At 64.2% G+C, this 16,369-nt stretch carries 17 protein-coding genes; 2 read left to right on the forward strand and 15 right to left on the reverse strand.

The genetic code is table 11. The features are described 5' to 3' along the window. Position 1: 1 nt before the first annotated feature. Together KUV26_RS13015 and KUV26_RS13020 are read right to left on the reverse strand one after the other, a co-directional pair. On the reverse strand, positions 2 to 859 hold the full coding sequence (locus tag KUV26_RS13015; protein WP_222508654.1) for an alpha/beta fold hydrolase: 858 nt from the start codon (positions 857 to 859) through the stop codon (positions 2 to 4). Beyond that, complete coding sequence (locus tag KUV26_RS13020; protein WP_222508655.1) at positions 856 to 1,257, reverse strand: hypothetical protein; 402 nt, start codon at positions 1,255 to 1,257, stop codon at positions 856 to 858. The genes KUV26_RS13015 and KUV26_RS13020 overlap by 4 nt, the downstream gene beginning before the upstream one ends. 227 nt (positions 1,258 to 1,484) lie before the next feature. On the opposite strand from KUV26_RS13020, the gene KUV26_RS13025 reads away from it, so the two are divergent. Further along, complete coding sequence (locus tag KUV26_RS13025) at positions 1,485 to 2,360, forward strand: dioxygenase (RefSeq protein WP_222508656.1); 876 nt, start codon at positions 1,485 to 1,487, stop codon at positions 2,358 to 2,360. A 98-nt stretch (positions 2,361 to 2,458) separates the two neighbouring features. Continuing rightward, positions 2,459 to 3,349, forward strand: a complete 891-nt coding sequence (locus KUV26_RS13030; RefSeq protein WP_222505703.1) for a LysR family transcriptional regulator — start codon at positions 2,459 to 2,461, stop codon at positions 3,347 to 3,349. Between the two features lie 29 nt (positions 3,350 to 3,378). Here the strand turns inward: KUV26_RS13030 and KUV26_RS13035 are convergent, their stop codons facing one another. The 13 genes from KUV26_RS13035 to KUV26_RS13095 form a co-directional block, all read right to left on the reverse strand. Then, positions 3,379 to 4,077, reverse strand: coding sequence for an ABC transporter ATP-binding protein (locus KUV26_RS13035; RefSeq protein ID WP_222508657.1), 699 nt, complete (start codon positions 4,075 to 4,077; stop codon positions 3,379 to 3,381). Beyond that, the gene (locus tag KUV26_RS13040; RefSeq protein WP_222505701.1) at positions 4,070 to 4,813 is read right to left on the reverse strand and encodes an ABC transporter ATP-binding protein; all 744 of its coding nucleotides are present in this window, start codon (positions 4,811 to 4,813) and stop codon (positions 4,070 to 4,072) included. The genes KUV26_RS13035 and KUV26_RS13040 overlap by 8 nt, the downstream gene beginning before the upstream one ends. Beyond that, the gene (locus KUV26_RS13045) at positions 4,806 to 5,810 is read right to left on the reverse strand and encodes a branched-chain amino acid ABC transporter permease (protein WP_222508658.1); all 1,005 of its coding nucleotides are present in this window, start codon (positions 5,808 to 5,810) and stop codon (positions 4,806 to 4,808) included. The genes KUV26_RS13040 and KUV26_RS13045 overlap by 8 nt, the downstream gene beginning before the upstream one ends. Positions 5,811 to 5,814: 4 nt before the next feature. Further along, positions 5,815 to 6,684, reverse strand: a complete 870-nt coding sequence (locus KUV26_RS13050; protein WP_222508659.1) for a branched-chain amino acid ABC transporter permease — start codon at positions 6,682 to 6,684, stop codon at positions 5,815 to 5,817. A 57-nt stretch (positions 6,685 to 6,741) separates the two neighbouring features. Continuing rightward, the gene (locus tag KUV26_RS13055; RefSeq protein ID WP_222508660.1) at positions 6,742 to 7,917 is read right to left on the reverse strand and encodes an ABC transporter substrate-binding protein; all 1,176 of its coding nucleotides are present in this window, start codon (positions 7,915 to 7,917) and stop codon (positions 6,742 to 6,744) included. A 57-nt stretch (positions 7,918 to 7,974) separates the two neighbouring features. Then, complete coding sequence (gene benD / locus KUV26_RS13060; protein ID WP_222508661.1) at positions 7,975 to 8,754, reverse strand: benzoate diol dehydrogenase BenD; 780 nt, start codon at positions 8,752 to 8,754, stop codon at positions 7,975 to 7,977. Beyond that, positions 8,751 to 9,773: a benzoate 1,2-dioxygenase electron transfer component BenC gene (gene benC, locus KUV26_RS13065; RefSeq protein WP_222508662.1), complete on the reverse strand. Its 1,023-nt coding sequence runs from the start codon at positions 9,771 to 9,773 to the stop codon at positions 8,751 to 8,753. Before benC ends, benD begins: the two co-directional genes overlap by 4 nt. A 73-nt stretch (positions 9,774 to 9,846) precedes the next feature. Further along, positions 9,847 to 10,374, reverse strand: a complete 528-nt coding sequence (gene benB, locus KUV26_RS13070; RefSeq protein WP_222508663.1) for a benzoate 1,2-dioxygenase small subunit — start codon at positions 10,372 to 10,374, stop codon at positions 9,847 to 9,849. A 12-nt stretch (positions 10,375 to 10,386) separates the two neighbouring features. Further along, positions 10,387 to 11,775, reverse strand: a complete 1,389-nt coding sequence (benA, locus tag KUV26_RS13075) for a benzoate 1,2-dioxygenase large subunit (protein ID WP_222508664.1) — start codon at positions 11,773 to 11,775, stop codon at positions 10,387 to 10,389. A gap of 69 nt (positions 11,776 to 11,844) precedes the next feature. After that, positions 11,845 to 12,993, reverse strand: a complete 1,149-nt coding sequence (locus KUV26_RS13080; protein ID WP_315900114.1) for a muconate/chloromuconate family cycloisomerase — start codon at positions 12,991 to 12,993, stop codon at positions 11,845 to 11,847. A 269-nt stretch (positions 12,994 to 13,262) separates the two neighbouring features. After that, the gene (locus KUV26_RS13085; protein ID WP_222508666.1) at positions 13,263 to 14,297 is read right to left on the reverse strand and encodes an ABC transporter substrate-binding protein; all 1,035 of its coding nucleotides are present in this window, start codon (positions 14,295 to 14,297) and stop codon (positions 13,263 to 13,265) included. Then, positions 14,267 to 15,652, reverse strand: coding sequence for a sensor histidine kinase (locus KUV26_RS13090; RefSeq protein WP_222508667.1), 1,386 nt, complete (start codon positions 15,650 to 15,652; stop codon positions 14,267 to 14,269). The genes KUV26_RS13085 and KUV26_RS13090 overlap by 31 nt, the downstream gene beginning before the upstream one ends. Beyond that, a complete protein-coding gene (locus tag KUV26_RS13095; protein WP_222505717.1) occupies positions 15,649 to 16,314 on the reverse strand; it encodes a response regulator transcription factor in 666 nt (221 codons plus the stop codon). Before KUV26_RS13095 ends, KUV26_RS13090 begins: the two co-directional genes overlap by 4 nt. Positions 16,315 to 16,369 lie beyond the last annotated feature (55 nt).

Here is a 16,369-nt window from a genome sequence, read left to right on the forward strand (position 1 = left end):
TTCAGGCCGCCCTGGCAGCCGCTTCCGGCATCTTCCCGAGCGCCTCAAGAAAGAAGGGGCGGAACCCCTCCGGGTGTTCGCTCATCGGGAAATGACCCAGCTCGTCCATCACGGCCAGCGTGGCGCCGGGGATCGCCTTGGCGGTGCGCTTGGCATCCTCGGGCGTGCAGGTCAGATCGTAGGCGCCGACGATGATGTGAACCGGGGTCTGGCCCGTGTCGATCCCGGCCAGCCGGGGGATCAGGCTGTCGTCCTTGGTGTAAAAACTCAAGTCTCCGCGGAATACGCCGGGGCCGCTCTGCATGAACATCCAAAGCGTGTTCCAGCGCTCGGCATCCGGTGCAAAGGGTGAAATATTGGCCGAAACCAGCGCCGCCCCCATTTCGCCGCCATGGGCGTCCGGGCGGTGGAACCAGTCGATGTCATACCAGGCGGGCTGGAAATCAGACGCTTCGATGGCGATGAAGCCGCTGAATTTTTCCGGATGCAGGGCGGCAAGCTGCAGTGCGATGCGCCCGCCCATCGAACAGCCCGCCAGCACCGGGCGGTCCAGCCCCAGCCCGTCGATAACCGCCAGAACGGTTTCGATATAGGCTTCGGTGGTCAGCAGGTATTCCTGCGTCTCGAACCCTTCGGGCGGCAGCGATTTGCCGTGCCAGGGCATGTCAAAGGCAATCAGCCGGTTCGCGGCAGTGATCTCCGCGTCATTCAGCAGATGCCGCCACTGGCGGGTGTCGGCCCCGGCGGTGTGCAGGCAGAGGACCGGACGGCCCTGCCCGGCTTCCTCGAAATAGATCCGGCGCGGGGCGCCGCCCACAGTGACCGTCACATAGCGGCCGGTGATCGGTTCGATAGTCATGCGGCCAGCTCCTCTTCTGCGCGGGCAAGCGACAGCACCTCCTTGAAGAACCGCAGGTTCTTGACCAGGCTCAGGACGTCGCCGTCGATCCGGCCGCGGCCGGTCTTGACCAGTCCGAAAATGTCGTGAAAGCCCGGCTCGGGCCGCGCCTGCCAGAACTTCTCCAGCGCCTCGGCGTCGGTGCGCAGGGCAAACCGCCAGGGCGTTTTGCGGCTCGGGCCTTCGGTAACGGACAGGATATGCCCCTTGTCGAACGCCAGATAATATTCGCGCCCGTCGATCTCGATCAGCACCGTTTCGGAAAACAGACGGCCAAGGCGCAGCAGATGCGGCGCCGCCTCCAGACTGGCCTGAATATGCTTGAACATTTCGATCACCTGCACCTCCCGCAATCTCATCAGCTGGGAAAGTGTTGCCACAGCGGGATGCGCGGCGGCCATGCCGGCACGGGTATCAGGTGATACTTGCGGGCAGTGCGCGCGGGGGTGCACCCTGCGGTCCGCGGTATCACCCGATACCGCCTCAGGCATTGGGAAACCCGTCCGTATTGGCAAAGCTCCGGTGCATGCGAGGGACGGTGGAGCGTCCTGCAACCGACCCAGCCTGCCAGGAGGAGGAACAACCCATGGGCATCGTCAACCAAGACAACATTACGGACGTCGTGATCGGCAGCCTTGGCCAGCATGGCACCATCACGGACCGCGAGCGCGAGATCGCCACCGGCATCATCAAGCACATGCACGCCTTCATCAAGGACGTGAAACTGCAGCACCATGAGTTTCTAGCCGCCTGCGATTACCTGGCGCGCGCGGGCCAGCTGTGCGACGACAACCGCCAGGAATTCATTCTGCTGGCCGACATCCTCGGGATCGAGGTCTTGGTCGACATGATGACCAACCCGGTCGAAGGCAACGAAAGCGAGTCAACCGTTCTCGGCCCGTTCTACCGCGAGAACCCGCCGGTCCTGCCCAAGGGCGCCTCGACCATCCAGAAGCATTTCGACAACGAGGAAACCGCCTATTTTGAAGGCTATATCAAGGACGAAAGCGGCAACGGCATCGCCGGCGTGACGATAGACGTCTGGGAGGACGCCCCGAACGGCGTTTATGAAAACCTTGATCCGGACCAGCCCGAATACAACCTGCGCGGCCGATTCGAGACCGACGAGAACGGCCACTATGCCTTTGTTGCGGTCCGCCCTGTCCCCTACCCGATCCCCGATGATGAAACCGCGGGTGAGCTGCTGCGATTCATGGGCCACCACCCGAACCGCCCCGGCCACATGCATTTCATTATCTCCAAGGACGGTTACCGCCCGCTGATCAGCCAGATCTACGACGCCGACAGCGATTGGCTGGAGAACGACAGCGTCTTCGCCGTCAAGCAAAGCCTGATCGGCAAGTTCAAGACCGCCGCCAAGGAGCTGGGCACCGACCTGCACTTCGAATTCGACTTTGTGCTCAAGGAAGGCGCCGCCGCGCAGGCCGTCGCCGCCGAGTGAGTGCCTAATACCTCCCACCAGACTGGCCTCCGATTTTCGGGGGCCTTTTTTCACTTGCAAGGATCCCCTATCGTGAAGACGTGGGGGAGACGCGGACAATGAACTTCAAACAGCTGTCCTATTTCATTGCAGTGGCGGAAGAATTGCATTTCGGGCGGGCCGCAGAGCGTCTTGACATGGCGCAGCCGCCGCTCAGCCGCCAGATCAAGCAGCTGGAAGAGGAACTGGGCGCGATTCTGTTCAACCGCGGCCGCAGCGCGATCACGATGACCCAAGCGGGGGAACGGCTTCTGGAGCGCGGGAAATCAATCCTGGCCCAGCTCGAGGACACCCGGCTGGAAGTGCGCCGCCTGGGCCAAGGCGCCGAAGGGCGGCTGCGCATCGGCTTTGTCGGTTCTGCGACCTTCGGCATACTTCCGAACATTATCCGGTCCTACCGGGCGAATTATCCGGAGGTGAATCTCAGCCTCATTCCCATGAATAACGCGGATCTGCACCGGGCATTGGTTTCACGCGAACTTGACGTCGTGTTCGCGCGTCCGACGCTTCAAGACCCGGAGTTTCTGTCAAAACACCTGGTCGAAGAACGGCTGATCCTGGCCTTGCCCGATATCGTGGACACCGGCACACGCTCGGTTGCGAAGCTGGAGCGCCTGAAGACGCATCATCTGATCCTTTACCCCGAAAAACCCCGGCCGAGCTATGCGGACATGGTCCTAAAAGCTATCGAAGAAGCCGGATTTGAAGCGCCCTTGCGCATCTGGTGCATGGATCTGCAAACCGCGCTTGGTCTGGTCGCTGTCGGCGAAGGCGTTTGCATCGTCCCGGAGTCAGTTGCAAACGCCCCGCGGAAGGGCATGAAATTCCTCAAGATCGAACCGGAAGTCGCGCGCACCGAACTGTCCTTGAACTATCGTCTGGACGAGCAAGGGCTGCACGTGAAGAATTTCGTCGACATTGCCCAGAAGGTTGCCCGGAAGGTCTTTTGAAGGAACGGCCCCTGTGAGAGGCCGTCCGCTCACACGCCCAGCCAGGTATGCTGTGCGGCCTCGTCGGCGCGGATTTCCTCTGCGCTGCCGGTCCAGACGGCCTGCCCCTTGCCGACCACCACCACGTCATCCGCAAGCGAGGTCGCGAACCCGAAGTTCTGCTCGACGATGATCATCGGCAGCCCCGCGGCCTTCAGATCCTGCAGCTTGTCATGGATCAGCTTCACGATGATCGGCGCCAGCCCCTCGGTCGGCTCGTCCAGGATCAGAAGGCGCGGGTTCATCAGCAAGCCGCGGGCAATCGCCAGCATCTGTTGTTCGCCGCCCGACAGCTGGGTGCCGCCGTTGTCCATGCGTTCGCCAAGGCGGGGGAACAGGTCCAGCACCCGCTCCATCGTCCACTCCGGCGCGGCGCCGCCGAACCGCTTGGCGGCGATCTCGAGGTTCTCGCGCACTGTCAGCGACGGGAAGATGTCCCGCGTTTCAGGCACATAGGCGATGCCGCTCTTGGCAACGTCATACGGCTGCCGCGCGATCGGCTTGCCCTCAAAGACGATCTTGCCGGATTTCAGCGGCAGCAGGCCCATGATGGTTTTCAGCGTGGTGGATTTTCCCGCGCCATTGCGGCCAAGGATGGCGAGCACCCTGCCCTGTTGCGCTTCCAGCGACAGGCCATGCAGGACCTGCGTTTCGCCATAGCCGGACTCAATTCCGCTCAGTTCAAGCATCTTCCCAGCTCCCCAGATAGATTTCCTTGAGCAGGCTGGACCCCCGCGCCGCCTCCGGCAGTCCGTCAAAGACCACCTCGCCGTAGTTCAGCACGGTGATCGTGTCGGCCACGTCAAAGGCCAGGTCCATGTCATGCTCGATGATCAGCAGGGTCAAATCCCGCGGCAGGTTGTTCAGCAGATCATGAAACCCCTTCGCCATCTCCGGCCCGACGCCGCTGGTCGGCTCATCCATCAGCAGCACATGCGGCCGGGTAGCAAGTGCCACACCGACCTCCAGCTGGCGGCGCACGCCATAGCTCACCTCGGACACCCGGGCCTGCAGGAAGTCCGTCAGGTTGACCTGCTCGGCGACCTCTTCGACGATCTCGCGAACCTCGGGCTTGGCCAGGCTGTCCGACCAAAGCTGCGTCGCGCTGCCGGTATGCACCGCGGCGGCCAGACCGAGGTTTTCCTCCACCGTCAGCCCGTCGAACAGGGTGTTCTTCTGGTAGCTGCGCGACAGGCCGCGGCGGGCGCGTTTCGCCACCGGCAGCGCGGTGACATCCGCGCCCGCCAGATGAACCGAGCCGCTGTCGGGCGTCAGCTCCCCGACCAGCTGGTTGAACAGAGTCGTCTTGCCCGCCCCGTTCGGCCCTAGGATCACCCGGCGCTCGCCGCGCTCCAGCTTCAGCGACACATCGCGGGTGACGTGGACGGCGCCAAAGCTCTTGTCCAGATTGCGTGTCTCAAGCATCGCTCAGCACCTCCTTGGTCTTTTGTTTGCGCACAGCCTTGGCCGCCCGGCGCTCGGCGCGCCCGCCCCAGCAGGCCTCGATCCAGCCGAAGATCCCATTGGCGCGGCTCATCACCACGGCGATCAGGATGACACCGACGACAAGGTGCCAATGGGGGGTCAGCGCGCTCAGCTCATGTTTAAGCAGCACAAAGGCAGCAGCACCCACCAGCGGGCCAACCAGAGTTCCCAGCCCGCCAAGGATGACAACCACCAGCGCCTCGCCGGACACCGTCCAGCTGAGCAGACCGGGCGAGATATACATGACGTGCTGCGCCGCCAGCACCCCGGCGAGGCCCGCAATCATGCCCGACAGCCCGAACACATCCGCCTTGACCCGCCAGACCGTCAGGCCAAGCGCCCGCATCCGCTGCTCGTTGTGCATCACGCCGGCCAGCGACCGGCCCAGCCCGGAGCGCAGGATCAGCACTGACGCGCCATAGACGGCACCAAGCACCGCAAGGCAGAACAGCGCGAAGCTGCGGCTGTCGTTCAGGTCCACGCCGATCAGGCTCAGATCCAGCCGGGCGATGCCGCCCAGCCCGTCATCGCCGCCAAAAACCGGCGCTTCAAACACATAGGAATAGGCCATCTGGCCGAAGGCCAGCGTCGCCATGATGAAATAGATGCCATGGCTGCGCGCGCAGATGGCGCCGATGACCCAGGCGCAGCCGCCAGTCAGCGCAAGGGCAGCCGCCATCGCCACCGGCGGCGAAAGCCCCGCCTTGGCCGACAGGATGGCATAGGCATATGCGCCCACGCCCATCAGCGCGCCGTGGCACAGCGACACCATGCCGCCAAAACCCGCGGCGATGTCGAGCGCCAGCACAAGAATGGCGAGGATCAGGATCTCGGTCAGGATTTCCAGCCCGAAATACCCGGCCGTCAGGGCTTGGAACAGGGCCGCGGCGGCCAGCAGCAACAGCACCGTGCAGCGAAGCGCGTTGTGACGAAACATCGGCTTATCCTTTCGCGGGAAACAGGCCCACGGGCTTGATCACAAGGACCGCCGCCAGCAGGGCATAGATGAGGACAGAGGCAAGCTGCGGCGCCAGCACTGCACCGAAGGTCTGAACGAAACCATAGATCAGCGACCCAGCAATCGCGCCCTTGAGCGAGCCGAGACCGCCGATGACGATCACGATCAGCGTCGGGATCAGGATCTGCAGCCCCATGTCCGGCGTCACGCTGAGAAGCGGCGCCGCGACAACCCCGGCAAGCCCCGCCAGCGCGCAGCCGACACAGAAGACGATGAAGAACAGCCGCTCGACGTTGATCCCGAGACAGGACGCCATGGCGTCATTGTCGACACCGGCCCGGATCATCGCGCCGATCTGGGTGCGGCCCAGCACAAACGCCAGCGCCGCGAAAATCGCCAGGCCGAGACCTATGATGAACAGCCGGTAGGCGGGATACTCGATGCCCAGCAGTTCCACCCGGCCGGCAAACAACGTCGGCACATCGATGGCCAGCGCCAGATCGCCCCAGAAGATCCGTGTCAGATCAAGCATCACGAAGATCAGCCCGAAGGTCACCAGCACTTGCGCCATCGGACCGGACTTGCGCATCCGCCGGATCAGCCCGGAGTAGAGCAGAATGCCCACTCCGGCCACGGCGACGGGCGCCAGAAAGAACCCCATCCAGTAGCCGCCGATGGCAGCCAGCGAGGCGGCAAAGTAAGCCCCCAGCGCATAGAGCGATCCATGCGCAAGGTTGACGAAGTGCATCAGCCCGAAGATGACCGTCAGGCCGATGGAAAGCAGGAAAAGCAGCATGGACAGTTGCAGCGCATTCAGCGCCTGAAGCGTCCAGAAACCAAGATCATGTGCCATGAGAGGCCCTCCTCGGAGTAGGGGCCCGGCCGCACGCGTGGCGGCCGGGCCGCAGTGTCAGTTGGAGACGGGAGCCATCTCGCAGCCGTTGGCCGGGTCGGCCTCGGCGGGCAGCTCGGCCAGCACTTTCTGGGTAAGCCCGCCTTCGCCCGCCACGGTCTCGTAGACGTAAACCGGCTGCACGATGTTGTTGGTGGCCGAGTCGATCGACAGCTTGCCGCGCGGGCCGTCAAAGCTGACCTGGCGCAGCGCGTCGGCCAGCGATGCGCGGTCACGCGCGCCTGCCTTGGCGGCCTCGACCAATGCGCGGGCCGCGTCATAGCCATGCACGGCGAATTCCGACGGCAGGCGCCCTGTCTTGGCCTCGAAGGCCGCGACAAAGGCGGCGTTGGCCGCGTTGTCCAGCGTCGGCACGTAATGCAGCGCGGTGATCACCCCCTCGGCGGCCGGGCCTTCGGCGTTGACATACAGCGGCGAGGTCAGGAAGCCGGAGCCGTAGAGCGGCAGATCCGCCTTCAGCCCGAAACTGTCGTATTGTTTGACAAAGGAAATCGCCTCGCCGCCGGCATAGAACACATAGACCGCATCGGCGCCGCTGGCCTTGGCCTGCGCCAGGTAGGGGCCGAAATCCTGGGTCTTCTGAAACGGGGTGAAATCCTGCCCGACGATCTCCCCGCCCGCGGCGGTAAAGGTCCCGGCAAAGCCCCCGATCATCTGGCGGCCCGCCGCATAGTCCGGCGCCAGCGTATAGACCTTGCGGATGCCCTGATCGTACATCCACTGCCCCATCGGACGGTTCACCTGCCCGTTGGAAAAGGACATCCGGGTGATATAGGGCGAGCAGCTGGTGCCGGTGGCCTCGTCATTGCCGGCGTTGGCGACGATCAGCGGCACCCCGGCGCCATGCACCATGTCGCGCACTGCCCCCAGAACACCCGAGCTGACGACGCCCGCCATCACGTCCACCTTGTCCTGCAGGATCAGCTTCTTGGCCTTGCCAAGCGCCACTGGCGGCTTCACTTCGGTGTCCTCGCGGACGATGTCGAACCCGGTGCCGGCCTCGCTGCCGAACTGTTCCAGGGCGACGCTGAATCCCGCCTCGATGTCGTTGCCAAGCGCGGCATAGACGCCCGAGAACGGCAGCAGCAGGCCGACCTTGATGTTCTCCTCTGCGGCTGCAGGCACAGCGAGACTGGTGGCGAGCCCGAGGGCCGCCAGGATTGCGCGTTTCATGATGATTTCCTCCTGTTGGTTTTGCGGCCCTCTCCTCAGGGCCTGCCCGGCTCGGCGTCAGCCGAGATCTCCGCCCCCCACCGGCACCGTGACGCCGGTGATGTAGGATGCGTCCTGCGACGCCAGGAACAGGATCGGGCCGGCCTGTTCGTCGAGCGTGCCGTAGCGTTTCATCAGCGACGACTGCACCGTCTGATCGACAATGGTGTTGTACCAGTCTTCGCGCTGTTCTTCCTCGGCATTGGGATTGCGCGGGACGACGCGCGGCGGCGCCTCGGTGCCGCCCGGCGCGGCGGCCACCACGCGGATGCCGCGCTCGGCCACTTCCCAGGCCAGGCTCGCCGTGATCGCATTCACACCGCCCTTGGCGGCCGCGTAAGGCACGCGGTTCAGCCCGCGCGTGGCGATGGACGACACGTTGACGATTACCCCCGAGCCCTGCGGCAGCATATGCTCTATCGCGGCGCGGCAGCAGTAGAGCGTCGGGAAAAGCGACCGGCGTACCTCGGCGTCGATCTGCTGCGGCTCGTAATGCTCAAACGGTTTGGCCCAGATCGTGCCGCCGACATTGTTGACCAGAATGTCGATCCGGCCCCACAGGTCCACGGCCGCCTGCATCGCCTCCGCGCAGCCCCCCCAGGTTTCCAGATCAACAGCGACCGCCTGCGCCGTGCCGCCCGCGCTGCGGATTGCCTCCGCCGCCTCCTCGCGCGCGGGGGAGCGGTCCACGATCAGCACCCGGGCGCCCTCCGCCGCGGCCCGTTCGGCAACCCGGCGGCCGATGCCCTGGGCCGCGCCGGTCACGACCATGACTTTTTCATAAAACCGGCGGCTCATGCGGCTTCCGCCTCTGCTTCGGTCGGGTTGAACTTCTCGAAGTAGAAATTCGCAGGCTCGACCCCCAGCTTGGCGAAGTGGCCCCGCACCGCATCCACCATCGGCGGCGGGCCGCAGAGGTACACATCGCAGTCGCCGCCGTTCAGATCACCGGCGGTGACATGATCGGTGACAAAGCCCTTGCGCTCATGCGCGTCTTCCTCGGCGGCCAGAATTGTGATCACGGTGACATTGCCGATCTTTTCGGCCAGCTCCTGCACGCGCTCCAGTTCCACCAGATCGGCGGCGCGGGTCACCGCGTAATACAGCACGATGGGGTGATCCGCCCCCTGCTCTGCGACCTGCTCCAGCATCGACAGGAACGGCGCCAGGCCGGTGCCGCCGGCCAGCCACAGCTGCGCGCGCTCGATCGGGCGCAGGTAAAACGCGCCCATCGGCCCGGTCAGCGTGACGCTGTCGCCGGCCTTGGCCCGCTCGCCCAGATAGCTGCTCATCACGCCCCCGGGCAGATTGCGGATCAGAAACGCGGCCTCGTCGGCTCCGGGTGCAGAGGAGAAGGAATAGGACCGGTGCTTGCCCGTGCCCGGAATGGTGACGTTCACGTATTGACCGGGCAGGAAGCCGATCGGTTTGGCCAGCTTCACCCGCAGCCCGAAAGACGTCTCCGACAGGCGGTCCACCCCCAGCACCTCGCCCTCGACGGCCTCCGGCGCGGTCTTGCACGCCGCGGAGGGTACCGGGACGCGCACCACGCAGTCGCTTTCCGGCGTCATCTGACAGGTCAGCGCATAGCCCTGTTCCGCCTCATCGTCGCTCATGGACTCATCCATGAAGAATTCCAGCTCGTACTCGCCCTTCTCAACAAAGCACTTGCAGGTGCCGCAGACCCCGTCGCGGCAATCCATCGGCAGGTTGATCTTCTGACGGAAGGCCGCATCGGTCACCTTCTCGTCGTCATCGCACTGGATGACGCGGGTGACACCATCCTCGAAATTCAGGGCAACTTTGTAGCTTGTCATGGCATGCTCCTCCCTTGGCCGCGCACCCTGCCGGGGATGCGCGGAGGTCTTTTGGCTCCCGGAATGGCCCGGATCAGATGTGGTAGACGTCGATCACGTGGTGGATGAGGTCGTTCTTCAGAACCACCTTCTTGTCGATGATCAGCGGCTTTGGCCCGCTCGCGTCGATCATGTAGAAGGACGTGCCCCAGTGCTGGTCGGTCTTGCCGTAACGGAAGCTCAGCGTGTGCCAATTGAAGCGCAGCTTGATCTCCGTACCCTGGCGGCTCAGCACCTCGATCCCCGACAGGTAATGGCAGGTGCGCGGTTCCGGCAGCGAGGTCGCCGAGGAGCGGTCGGTCTTGATGCGGAACACCCGGTCCTCGATGCCCTGCTTGTTGGGGTAGTACATCAGCGACATCTCGTTCTGCGGATCTTCCGTGAGCGTGTCGTAGTCATCCCAGGCTGGCATCCAGAACGGGCAGTCTGCGTGATAGAACGTCAGCCAGGTGTCCCAGTCCCGGTCATCCAGCGCACGGGCCTCGGCAAAGAGAAAGGCCTGGATGGCTTCGTAATTCATTGCCGGGCTGGTGCCAGTGCGTTCAAGCGTTTCGGTGGTCATGTCTTTTCCTCCTCACTCGGCCGCGGTGCGTGCCTCAGGCGCCGTGGCGCGTTCCTTGGCGATGGCTTCGCCCATGCGCTCGGACCAGTTGCTGTGCTGGATGACGAAGAGCCCCTCGTCTTCGGTGCGGGCGCCGGAAAGAACCGGATTGATGCCGAGCGCCTTGGCGTCCTCGTCCGGGCCTTCGATCCACTGGGTCGCGCCGCGGGTTAGGTCGTTCCACTGGGCATGGGCCGCGCCGGCATAGCCGCGCTGCGTGGCCCGGAATTCCTCGGTGTCATCCGGCGTTGCCATGCCGGAGGCGTTGAAGAAGTCCTCGTACTGGCGGATGCGGCGGCTGCGGGCCTCTTGGCTCTCGCCCTTGGGGGCGATGCAGTAGATCGTCACCTCGGTCTCGTTCACGCTGACCGGGCGAAACACGCGGATCTGGCTGCTGAACTGATCCATAAAAAAAACGTTCGGATAAAGGCAGAGGTTGCGCAGAACGCCGACCATCCATTCCGCCTTGGTCTTCCCGTATTTCTCGGTCCATTCCGCCAGCCGCGGATATCCGGGGCGGTTGGTCGGATCGGCCCATTCGGTCCACAGCAGGATGTGTCCGTTGTCGTAGGCGTGAAACCCGCCGCGCTGCTTGGCCCATTTCGAGGCATCGGTCGCCTTGATCTGGTCTTCCTTGCCATCGTCGGTGCGGTGCGCAGTGGTCGCGACATAGTTCCAGTGCACGGCGGAGACGTGGTAGCCGTCGGCGCCGTTTTCGGCCTGCAGCTTCCAGTTGCCGTCGTAGGTGTAGGTCGAGGACCCGCGCAGCACCTCCAGCCCCTCGTCGGCCTGATCGACCATGATATCGATCATCTTGCGCGCCTCGCCGAGATACTCCTCAAGCGGCTGCACATCCGCATTCAGCGAGCCGAACAGGAAACCGCGGTAGTTCTCAAAGCGGGCAACCTTGGTCAGATCGTGGCTGCCGTGCTTGTTGAACTGCTCGGGATAGCCTGCGCCCTTGGGGTCCTTGACCTTGAGGAGCTTGCCGGTGTTCGAGAAGGTCCAGCCGTGGAACGGGCAGGTAAAGGTCTTCTGGTTGCGGCGTTTGAACCGGCACAGCTGCGCGCCGCGGTGCGAACAGGCATTGACCAGCGCATGCAGTTCACCGTCCTTGTCGCGAGTGATGACCACCGGCGTGCGGCCCATCGTCAGGGTGAAATAATCGCCCGGCTCCGGGATCTGGCTTTCATGCGCCATGTAGATCCAGTTGCCTTCGAAAATGTGCTTGATTTCAAGCTCGAACAGCTCTTCGTCGGTGAAGATGTCCCGGCGGCAGCGGAACACGCCGTTTTCAGGATCGTCCTGGATCGCACCGTCGAGACGGGCCTCGAATGCGTCGAGATTGGATTGTGTGAACATCAGTCGTCCTCCTCCTGACAGCCGCGGCGCCTGAGGGGCGTCGGGCTGGCTTTGATGTCGTGCCGCGGGCTATTGCCCGGCGGCGGTTTTCAGGGTCCGGCCGCCATCCCGGCGGAAAAATGCGATCTTGTCGGGGTCCAGCGCCGCGCCGATGCCGGGGCCGCGCGGGATCTCGACACAGAAATCGCGATAGGCGATCGGCTCGGCCAGGATCTCCCCGGTCAGCAGCAGCGGGCCGAAGAACTCGGTGCCCCAATGCAGGGTCTCGACAGTGGAAAACAGCTGCAGCGCCGCCGCAGTTCCCAGCCCGGTTTCCAGCATCGTGCCGCCATAAAGGCCGCGTCCCGCCGCCTGGGCGATGGCAATCACTTCCGACGCCCGCTTCAGCCCGCCGGACTGCGCCACCTTGACAGCAAACACATCCGCAGCATGGGCATCGGCCACCGCCAGGGCATCCTCCGGCCCATTCAGCGCCTCGTCTGCCATCACCGCGATCTCGTAGCCGCGGGTCAGCTCCGCCATGGCGCGGTGATAGCGGGCCGGCACCGGCTGCTCGACCAGCTCGCAGCCCGCCTCCTGCAGCCCCCTCAGCCCCCAGCGCGCGTCCTGCAGCGACCACGCGGTGTTCACATCGACGCGGATGCTGGCGGCATCGCCGACGGCGTCCTTGATCCGCGCCACATGGGCCACATCCTCGCGCACCGGACGCTTGCCGATCTTCAGCTTGAAGATGTTGTGGCGGCGCGCTTCGATCATCTCGCGGGCTTCCGCGATATCGGTCTCGGAATTGCCGGAGGCCAGCGTCCAGGCCACCGGCAGGTTGCCGTGCACGGCCCCGCCGAAAAGCTGCGAGACCGGCACGCCCAGGCGCTTGCCCAGACCGTCCCACAGCGCGGTTTCCACTGCCGTCTTGGCGATCCGGTTGCCCTTGGCCACCTTGTCGATCCGCTGGATTGCCCCGTTCACGTTGTCCGCGTCACAGCCCAGCAGCGCCGGGGCGATATAGGTGTCGATGGCGGACTGGATGCCTTCCGGGCTTTCCGCGCCATAGCTCAGCCCGCCGATAGTGGTGCCCTCGCCGATGCCCTCGGAGCCGTCCGAGAACGCGATCCGGACCAGAACGGCCGTCTGCACCCGCATCGTCGCCATGGACAGCACGTGGCCGCGGATGGTGGGGATGTCGAGTATCATCGTCTCGATCTGGTCGATCTTTGTCACGGAGGTCACCACATCTGCATGTTTCGTTGGAATGCAGATTGCCCGCCCCGGCTGGAGTCTGTCGATGATGGCGGGGGTCTCGGGTGATACCCTTCAGGCGCAAACCACCTTAATCAGCACCCTCGGTTGCCAAGTTCTCCGGAAGCGGGCGCGCCGGGCCGCCGGACGGAACCCCGGTTTGGCACATTGCCGCAAACCCGTCCCGGGAACCGGCGTGACAGGCCGGTTAATCTTTCACACCTGAAAGCTGCGGACCGCAGGTGATTGCGCTATTTCTTTCGCACTGCGCTGAACCATTCAGCCATAAACCGGCGGCGCTTTTCGGCATCCTGGTACACCAGCAGCCCAGGCCCCAATTGAATGGGCCGCTTCGGGCTGGCGGAATCCACAAAAGCGACTGGCGGCTTGCTGAACGGGTAGTCCGCTGCCGGGGGCTGCGACCAGGCAGCCGAGATCAGATGGTCGGCAAACATCCTGGCGAGCTCGGGATGGCTGCCGCCCTTCAGCAGCACGGCAGAGCGCATCATGAGGTTGGTATAGTCTTCCGGGTCCACCACGACGATCTTGCCCGCCAGATCCTGCCGCGCCCGGGCGTAGCTGCCAAGGACGTTGTAGGCCACCAGAAGCTCACCCGACGCGACACGCTCTATCATGCTGGCAGAGCAGCAGTGCAGCTGAGGCTCCAGGCTGCCGAGCACTTCCATCAGCCGCCAATAGGCCTCGGCAGTGCGGGCATCCTGTGTCGCAAACAGGTATCCCAGCCCGCTGACCGACACATCATAGGTGCCGACCCGGCCCCGGAAACGCTCCGGCTGCGCGCGCAGCAGGGCAATCAGGTCCTGACGTGTCCGGGGCACGCCGGCACCGGCAAAGGCAGACGCCGACAGCACGATCGACGCCGGTTCAAGCGAAAATGCAAACACATGGCTGCGCCATTCGCCCCATTCAGGGATAAGCGCCGTCGCGGCCGACCTGTGCGGCAGGGTGAAACCGTCATTCGCCAGCCTGGTTTGCAGGTCCATGGCCGAGGACAGGGCAATGTCGAACCGTTCCTCACCTTCCAGGACCGCCTTCATGACCTCGCTGCTGTTGGCCACGGTGTAGTCGACGGCAACCCCGGGATTCTGCAGCAGATAACTTTTGATCAGCGGCGCCAGAATCTCCGTGTCCGTGGTCGAAATCACCCGCAGCGGCGTGCCGTCCTGGGGCCCGATCCAGTGCCGCTCCTCCACTTCAAAGCCGGCTGCGGACTGGGCTGCAATGGCCAGAAAAGTCAGTGCGAGGGAAAACAAAGCGTGACGCATGCGCCTGCTCCTGTCTGGCTGTTCTTGATAATCAGGCTGCCGCCATGGGCTTCGGCCACTTCGCGGGCAATGGTGAGCCCCAGCCCCGATCCGATTGTATCCTTGGCGTTCGCCCCGCGGACGAAACGGCGGGTCAGCGCCTCGGTGTCTTCGCCGCCAAAGCCGCCGGCCTGATCCTCGACTTCAATCTTCTGTTGAGCGCCGGACCCGGCCACCCGTACCCAGACCTCGCTGTCCTGCCCGGAATATTTGATGGCATTGTCCAGGATATTACGGACAGCGTTCTGCAGCAGAATGCCATCGCCTTGGATGCAGACCGGGCTGCCGCCTTCGAAATGCAGGGCAATGTCCTTCAGCTCTGCCACCGGCTGCAGCCGTTCGGTCAGATCCCGCGCGAGTTCGGTCAAATTGACCTCCTTCAGCTCCAAGCTGTCCGTGCGGAACGACACCATCGCATGATCCAGCAGCTGCCCGGCCGCGCGGGAGCTTTCGTCGATGGCGCGGATCATTTCGCGCAAGCTGGCACGGTTCTTCTCCTTTTCCACCCGCATTAAGGTGGTTTCGGCCTGGGTGCGCACAGTAGCCAGCGGCGTCCGCACCCGGTGCGCGGCCTCTGCAATGAAATCTTCCGACCGCGCCAGCGAGGCCTGCAGGCGGCTGATGAAACTGTTGAGCGAGGACACCAGCGGCGACATTTCGGCCGGCACCGGGCGGGTGACCGGGCGCAGGTCCTTCGGGCCGCGCCGGGAGACCGCCTCCGTCAGCGACCGGAGCGGCTTAATGCTTGATTGGGCCGACCAGAAGGCAAGCGCGGATGCCAGCACAAAAAAGCCCGCGCCGATATAAAGCGCCGACCAGACCAGCTGCTCCAGCAGCGTCGCTTGCCCCAAGCGGGTCTGCGCCACCGAAACCTGAACCGGCACAGGCACACCCTGCACCGACAGCCTCCGGGAAATGGTCACGGCCCGGATGCCTTCGCCCTTGTAGCGGGCACTTTCGAAGACCGGCTGCCCCGGCTGCACCGGGACACCGCCAACGGGCAAATCGTCATAGCCGGTCAGCGTGCCGCCGGGGTGTGTGATCCGGTAGAAGACCCTGTCGTCGCTGACATTGCCCAGCATCGACAGCGCGGCATAGGGGATGTCCGCCGTGAGCTCTCCCGACTGGACGGAAACTGAATCCAGAATGGAGGTTGCCGAGGCCAGCAGGATCCTGTCGTGGCTTTCCTCGGCGACATTGCGGACAAACGCCAGCACCGCGATAAACAGCAGCGCTGCCAGCAGCGCAGCGCTGCCCACAAGCTGCACCAGCAGGCGGCGGCGGATCGAACCGCTGACATTGACGCCGGCGCTCATCCCAGCGACAGCCGGTACCCGAGCCCGCGCACCGTGGTGATCTGCACCCCGGAACCGGCCAGATGCTTGCGCAGCCGGGCGACATAAACTTCGATGGCGTTCTCCGAAACGTCCTCGTCATAGGAAAACAGCCGGTCCACCAGTTTCGATTTGGACAAGATCCGGTCCGGCGCATTCAGAAACACCTCCAGCAGGCGGAGCTCCTTGTTGCGCAGGGTGATGGTTCTGCCGCCGGCTGAAACCGTCCCGGCCATCGGGTCGAACTGCAAATTCCCGAATCGCCGCAGGTTGGAACTGCCGCCGCCGCGGCGGCGCAGCACAGCCCGGCAGCGGGCTTCGAGCTCGGAAAAATCGAACGGTTTGGTGATGTAGTCATCCGCGCCGAGATCCAGCATCCCGACCCGGTCCGAGACCTCGGATCGCGCCGTCAGGACGATGACAGGGGTTTCCTTCTGATGCTCCCGGTGGGCTTTCAGAAAACTGCGGCCGTCCCCGTCCGGAAGCATAATATCCAATAAAATCAGATCATAATCTGTGGTATCAGAGAACGCTGCGGCGGTTCCGGCGTCGGGTGCGTGATCCACCACATGCCCGTCCAGCCGCAGCCGGTCCAGAATGGCATTCGCCAGGCTTTCGTTATCCTCAACCAGAAGGAAGCGCATGGGTGCAGGCCCTTTCCAAGCGGTTCCTGACAGGCCGTGACAGGTCCATGTCAGC

This window comes from Leisingera daeponensis (assembly GCF_019801465.1).
Taxonomy (GTDB): domain Bacteria; phylum Pseudomonadota; class Alphaproteobacteria; order Rhodobacterales; family Rhodobacteraceae; genus Leisingera; species Leisingera daeponensis_A.

Coding starts and splice junctions, on each gene's coding strand:
- KUV26_RS13015 (WP_222508654.1), bottom strand. CDS start 859: ATGACTATCGAACCGATCACCGGCCGCTATGTGACGGTCACTGTGGGC.
- KUV26_RS13020 (WP_222508655.1), bottom strand. CDS start 1,257: ATGAGATTGCGGGAGGTGCAGGTGATCGAAATGTTCAAGCATATTCAG.
- KUV26_RS13025 (WP_222508656.1), top strand. CDS start 1,485: ATGGGCATCGTCAACCAAGACAACATTACGGACGTCGTGATCGGCAGC.
- KUV26_RS13030 (WP_222505703.1), top strand. CDS start 2,459: ATGAACTTCAAACAGCTGTCCTATTTCATTGCAGTGGCGGAAGAATTG.
- KUV26_RS13035 (WP_222508657.1), bottom strand. CDS start 4,077: ATGCTTGAACTGAGCGGAATTGAGTCCGGCTATGGCGAAACGCAGGTC.
- KUV26_RS13040 (WP_222505701.1), bottom strand. CDS start 4,813: ATGCTTGAGACACGCAATCTGGACAAGAGCTTTGGCGCCGTCCACGTC.
- KUV26_RS13045 (WP_222508658.1), bottom strand. CDS start 5,810: ATGTTTCGTCACAACGCGCTTCGCTGCACGGTGCTGTTGCTGCTGGCC.
- KUV26_RS13050 (WP_222508659.1), bottom strand. CDS start 6,684: ATGGCACATGATCTTGGTTTCTGGACGCTTCAGGCGCTGAATGCGCTG.
- KUV26_RS13055 (WP_222508660.1), bottom strand. CDS start 7,917: ATGAAACGCGCAATCCTGGCGGCCCTCGGGCTCGCCACCAGTCTCGCT.
- benD (WP_222508661.1), bottom strand. CDS start 8,754: ATGAGCCGCCGGTTTTATGAAAAAGTCATGGTCGTGACCGGCGCGGCC.
- benC (WP_222508662.1), bottom strand. CDS start 9,773: ATGACAAGCTACAAAGTTGCCCTGAATTTCGAGGATGGTGTCACCCGC.
- benB (WP_222508663.1), bottom strand. CDS start 10,374: ATGACCACCGAAACGCTTGAACGCACTGGCACCAGCCCGGCAATGAAT.
- benA (WP_222508664.1), bottom strand. CDS start 11,775: ATGTTCACACAATCCAATCTCGACGCATTCGAGGCCCGTCTCGACGGT.
- KUV26_RS13085 (WP_222508666.1), bottom strand. CDS start 14,297: ATGCGTCACGCTTTGTTTTCCCTCGCACTGACTTTTCTGGCCATTGCA.
- KUV26_RS13090 (WP_222508667.1), bottom strand. CDS start 15,652: ATGAGCGCCGGCGTCAATGTCAGCGGTTCGATCCGCCGCCGCCTGCTG.
- KUV26_RS13095 (WP_222505717.1), bottom strand. CDS start 16,314: ATGCGCTTCCTTCTGGTTGAGGATAACGAAAGCCTGGCGAATGCCATT.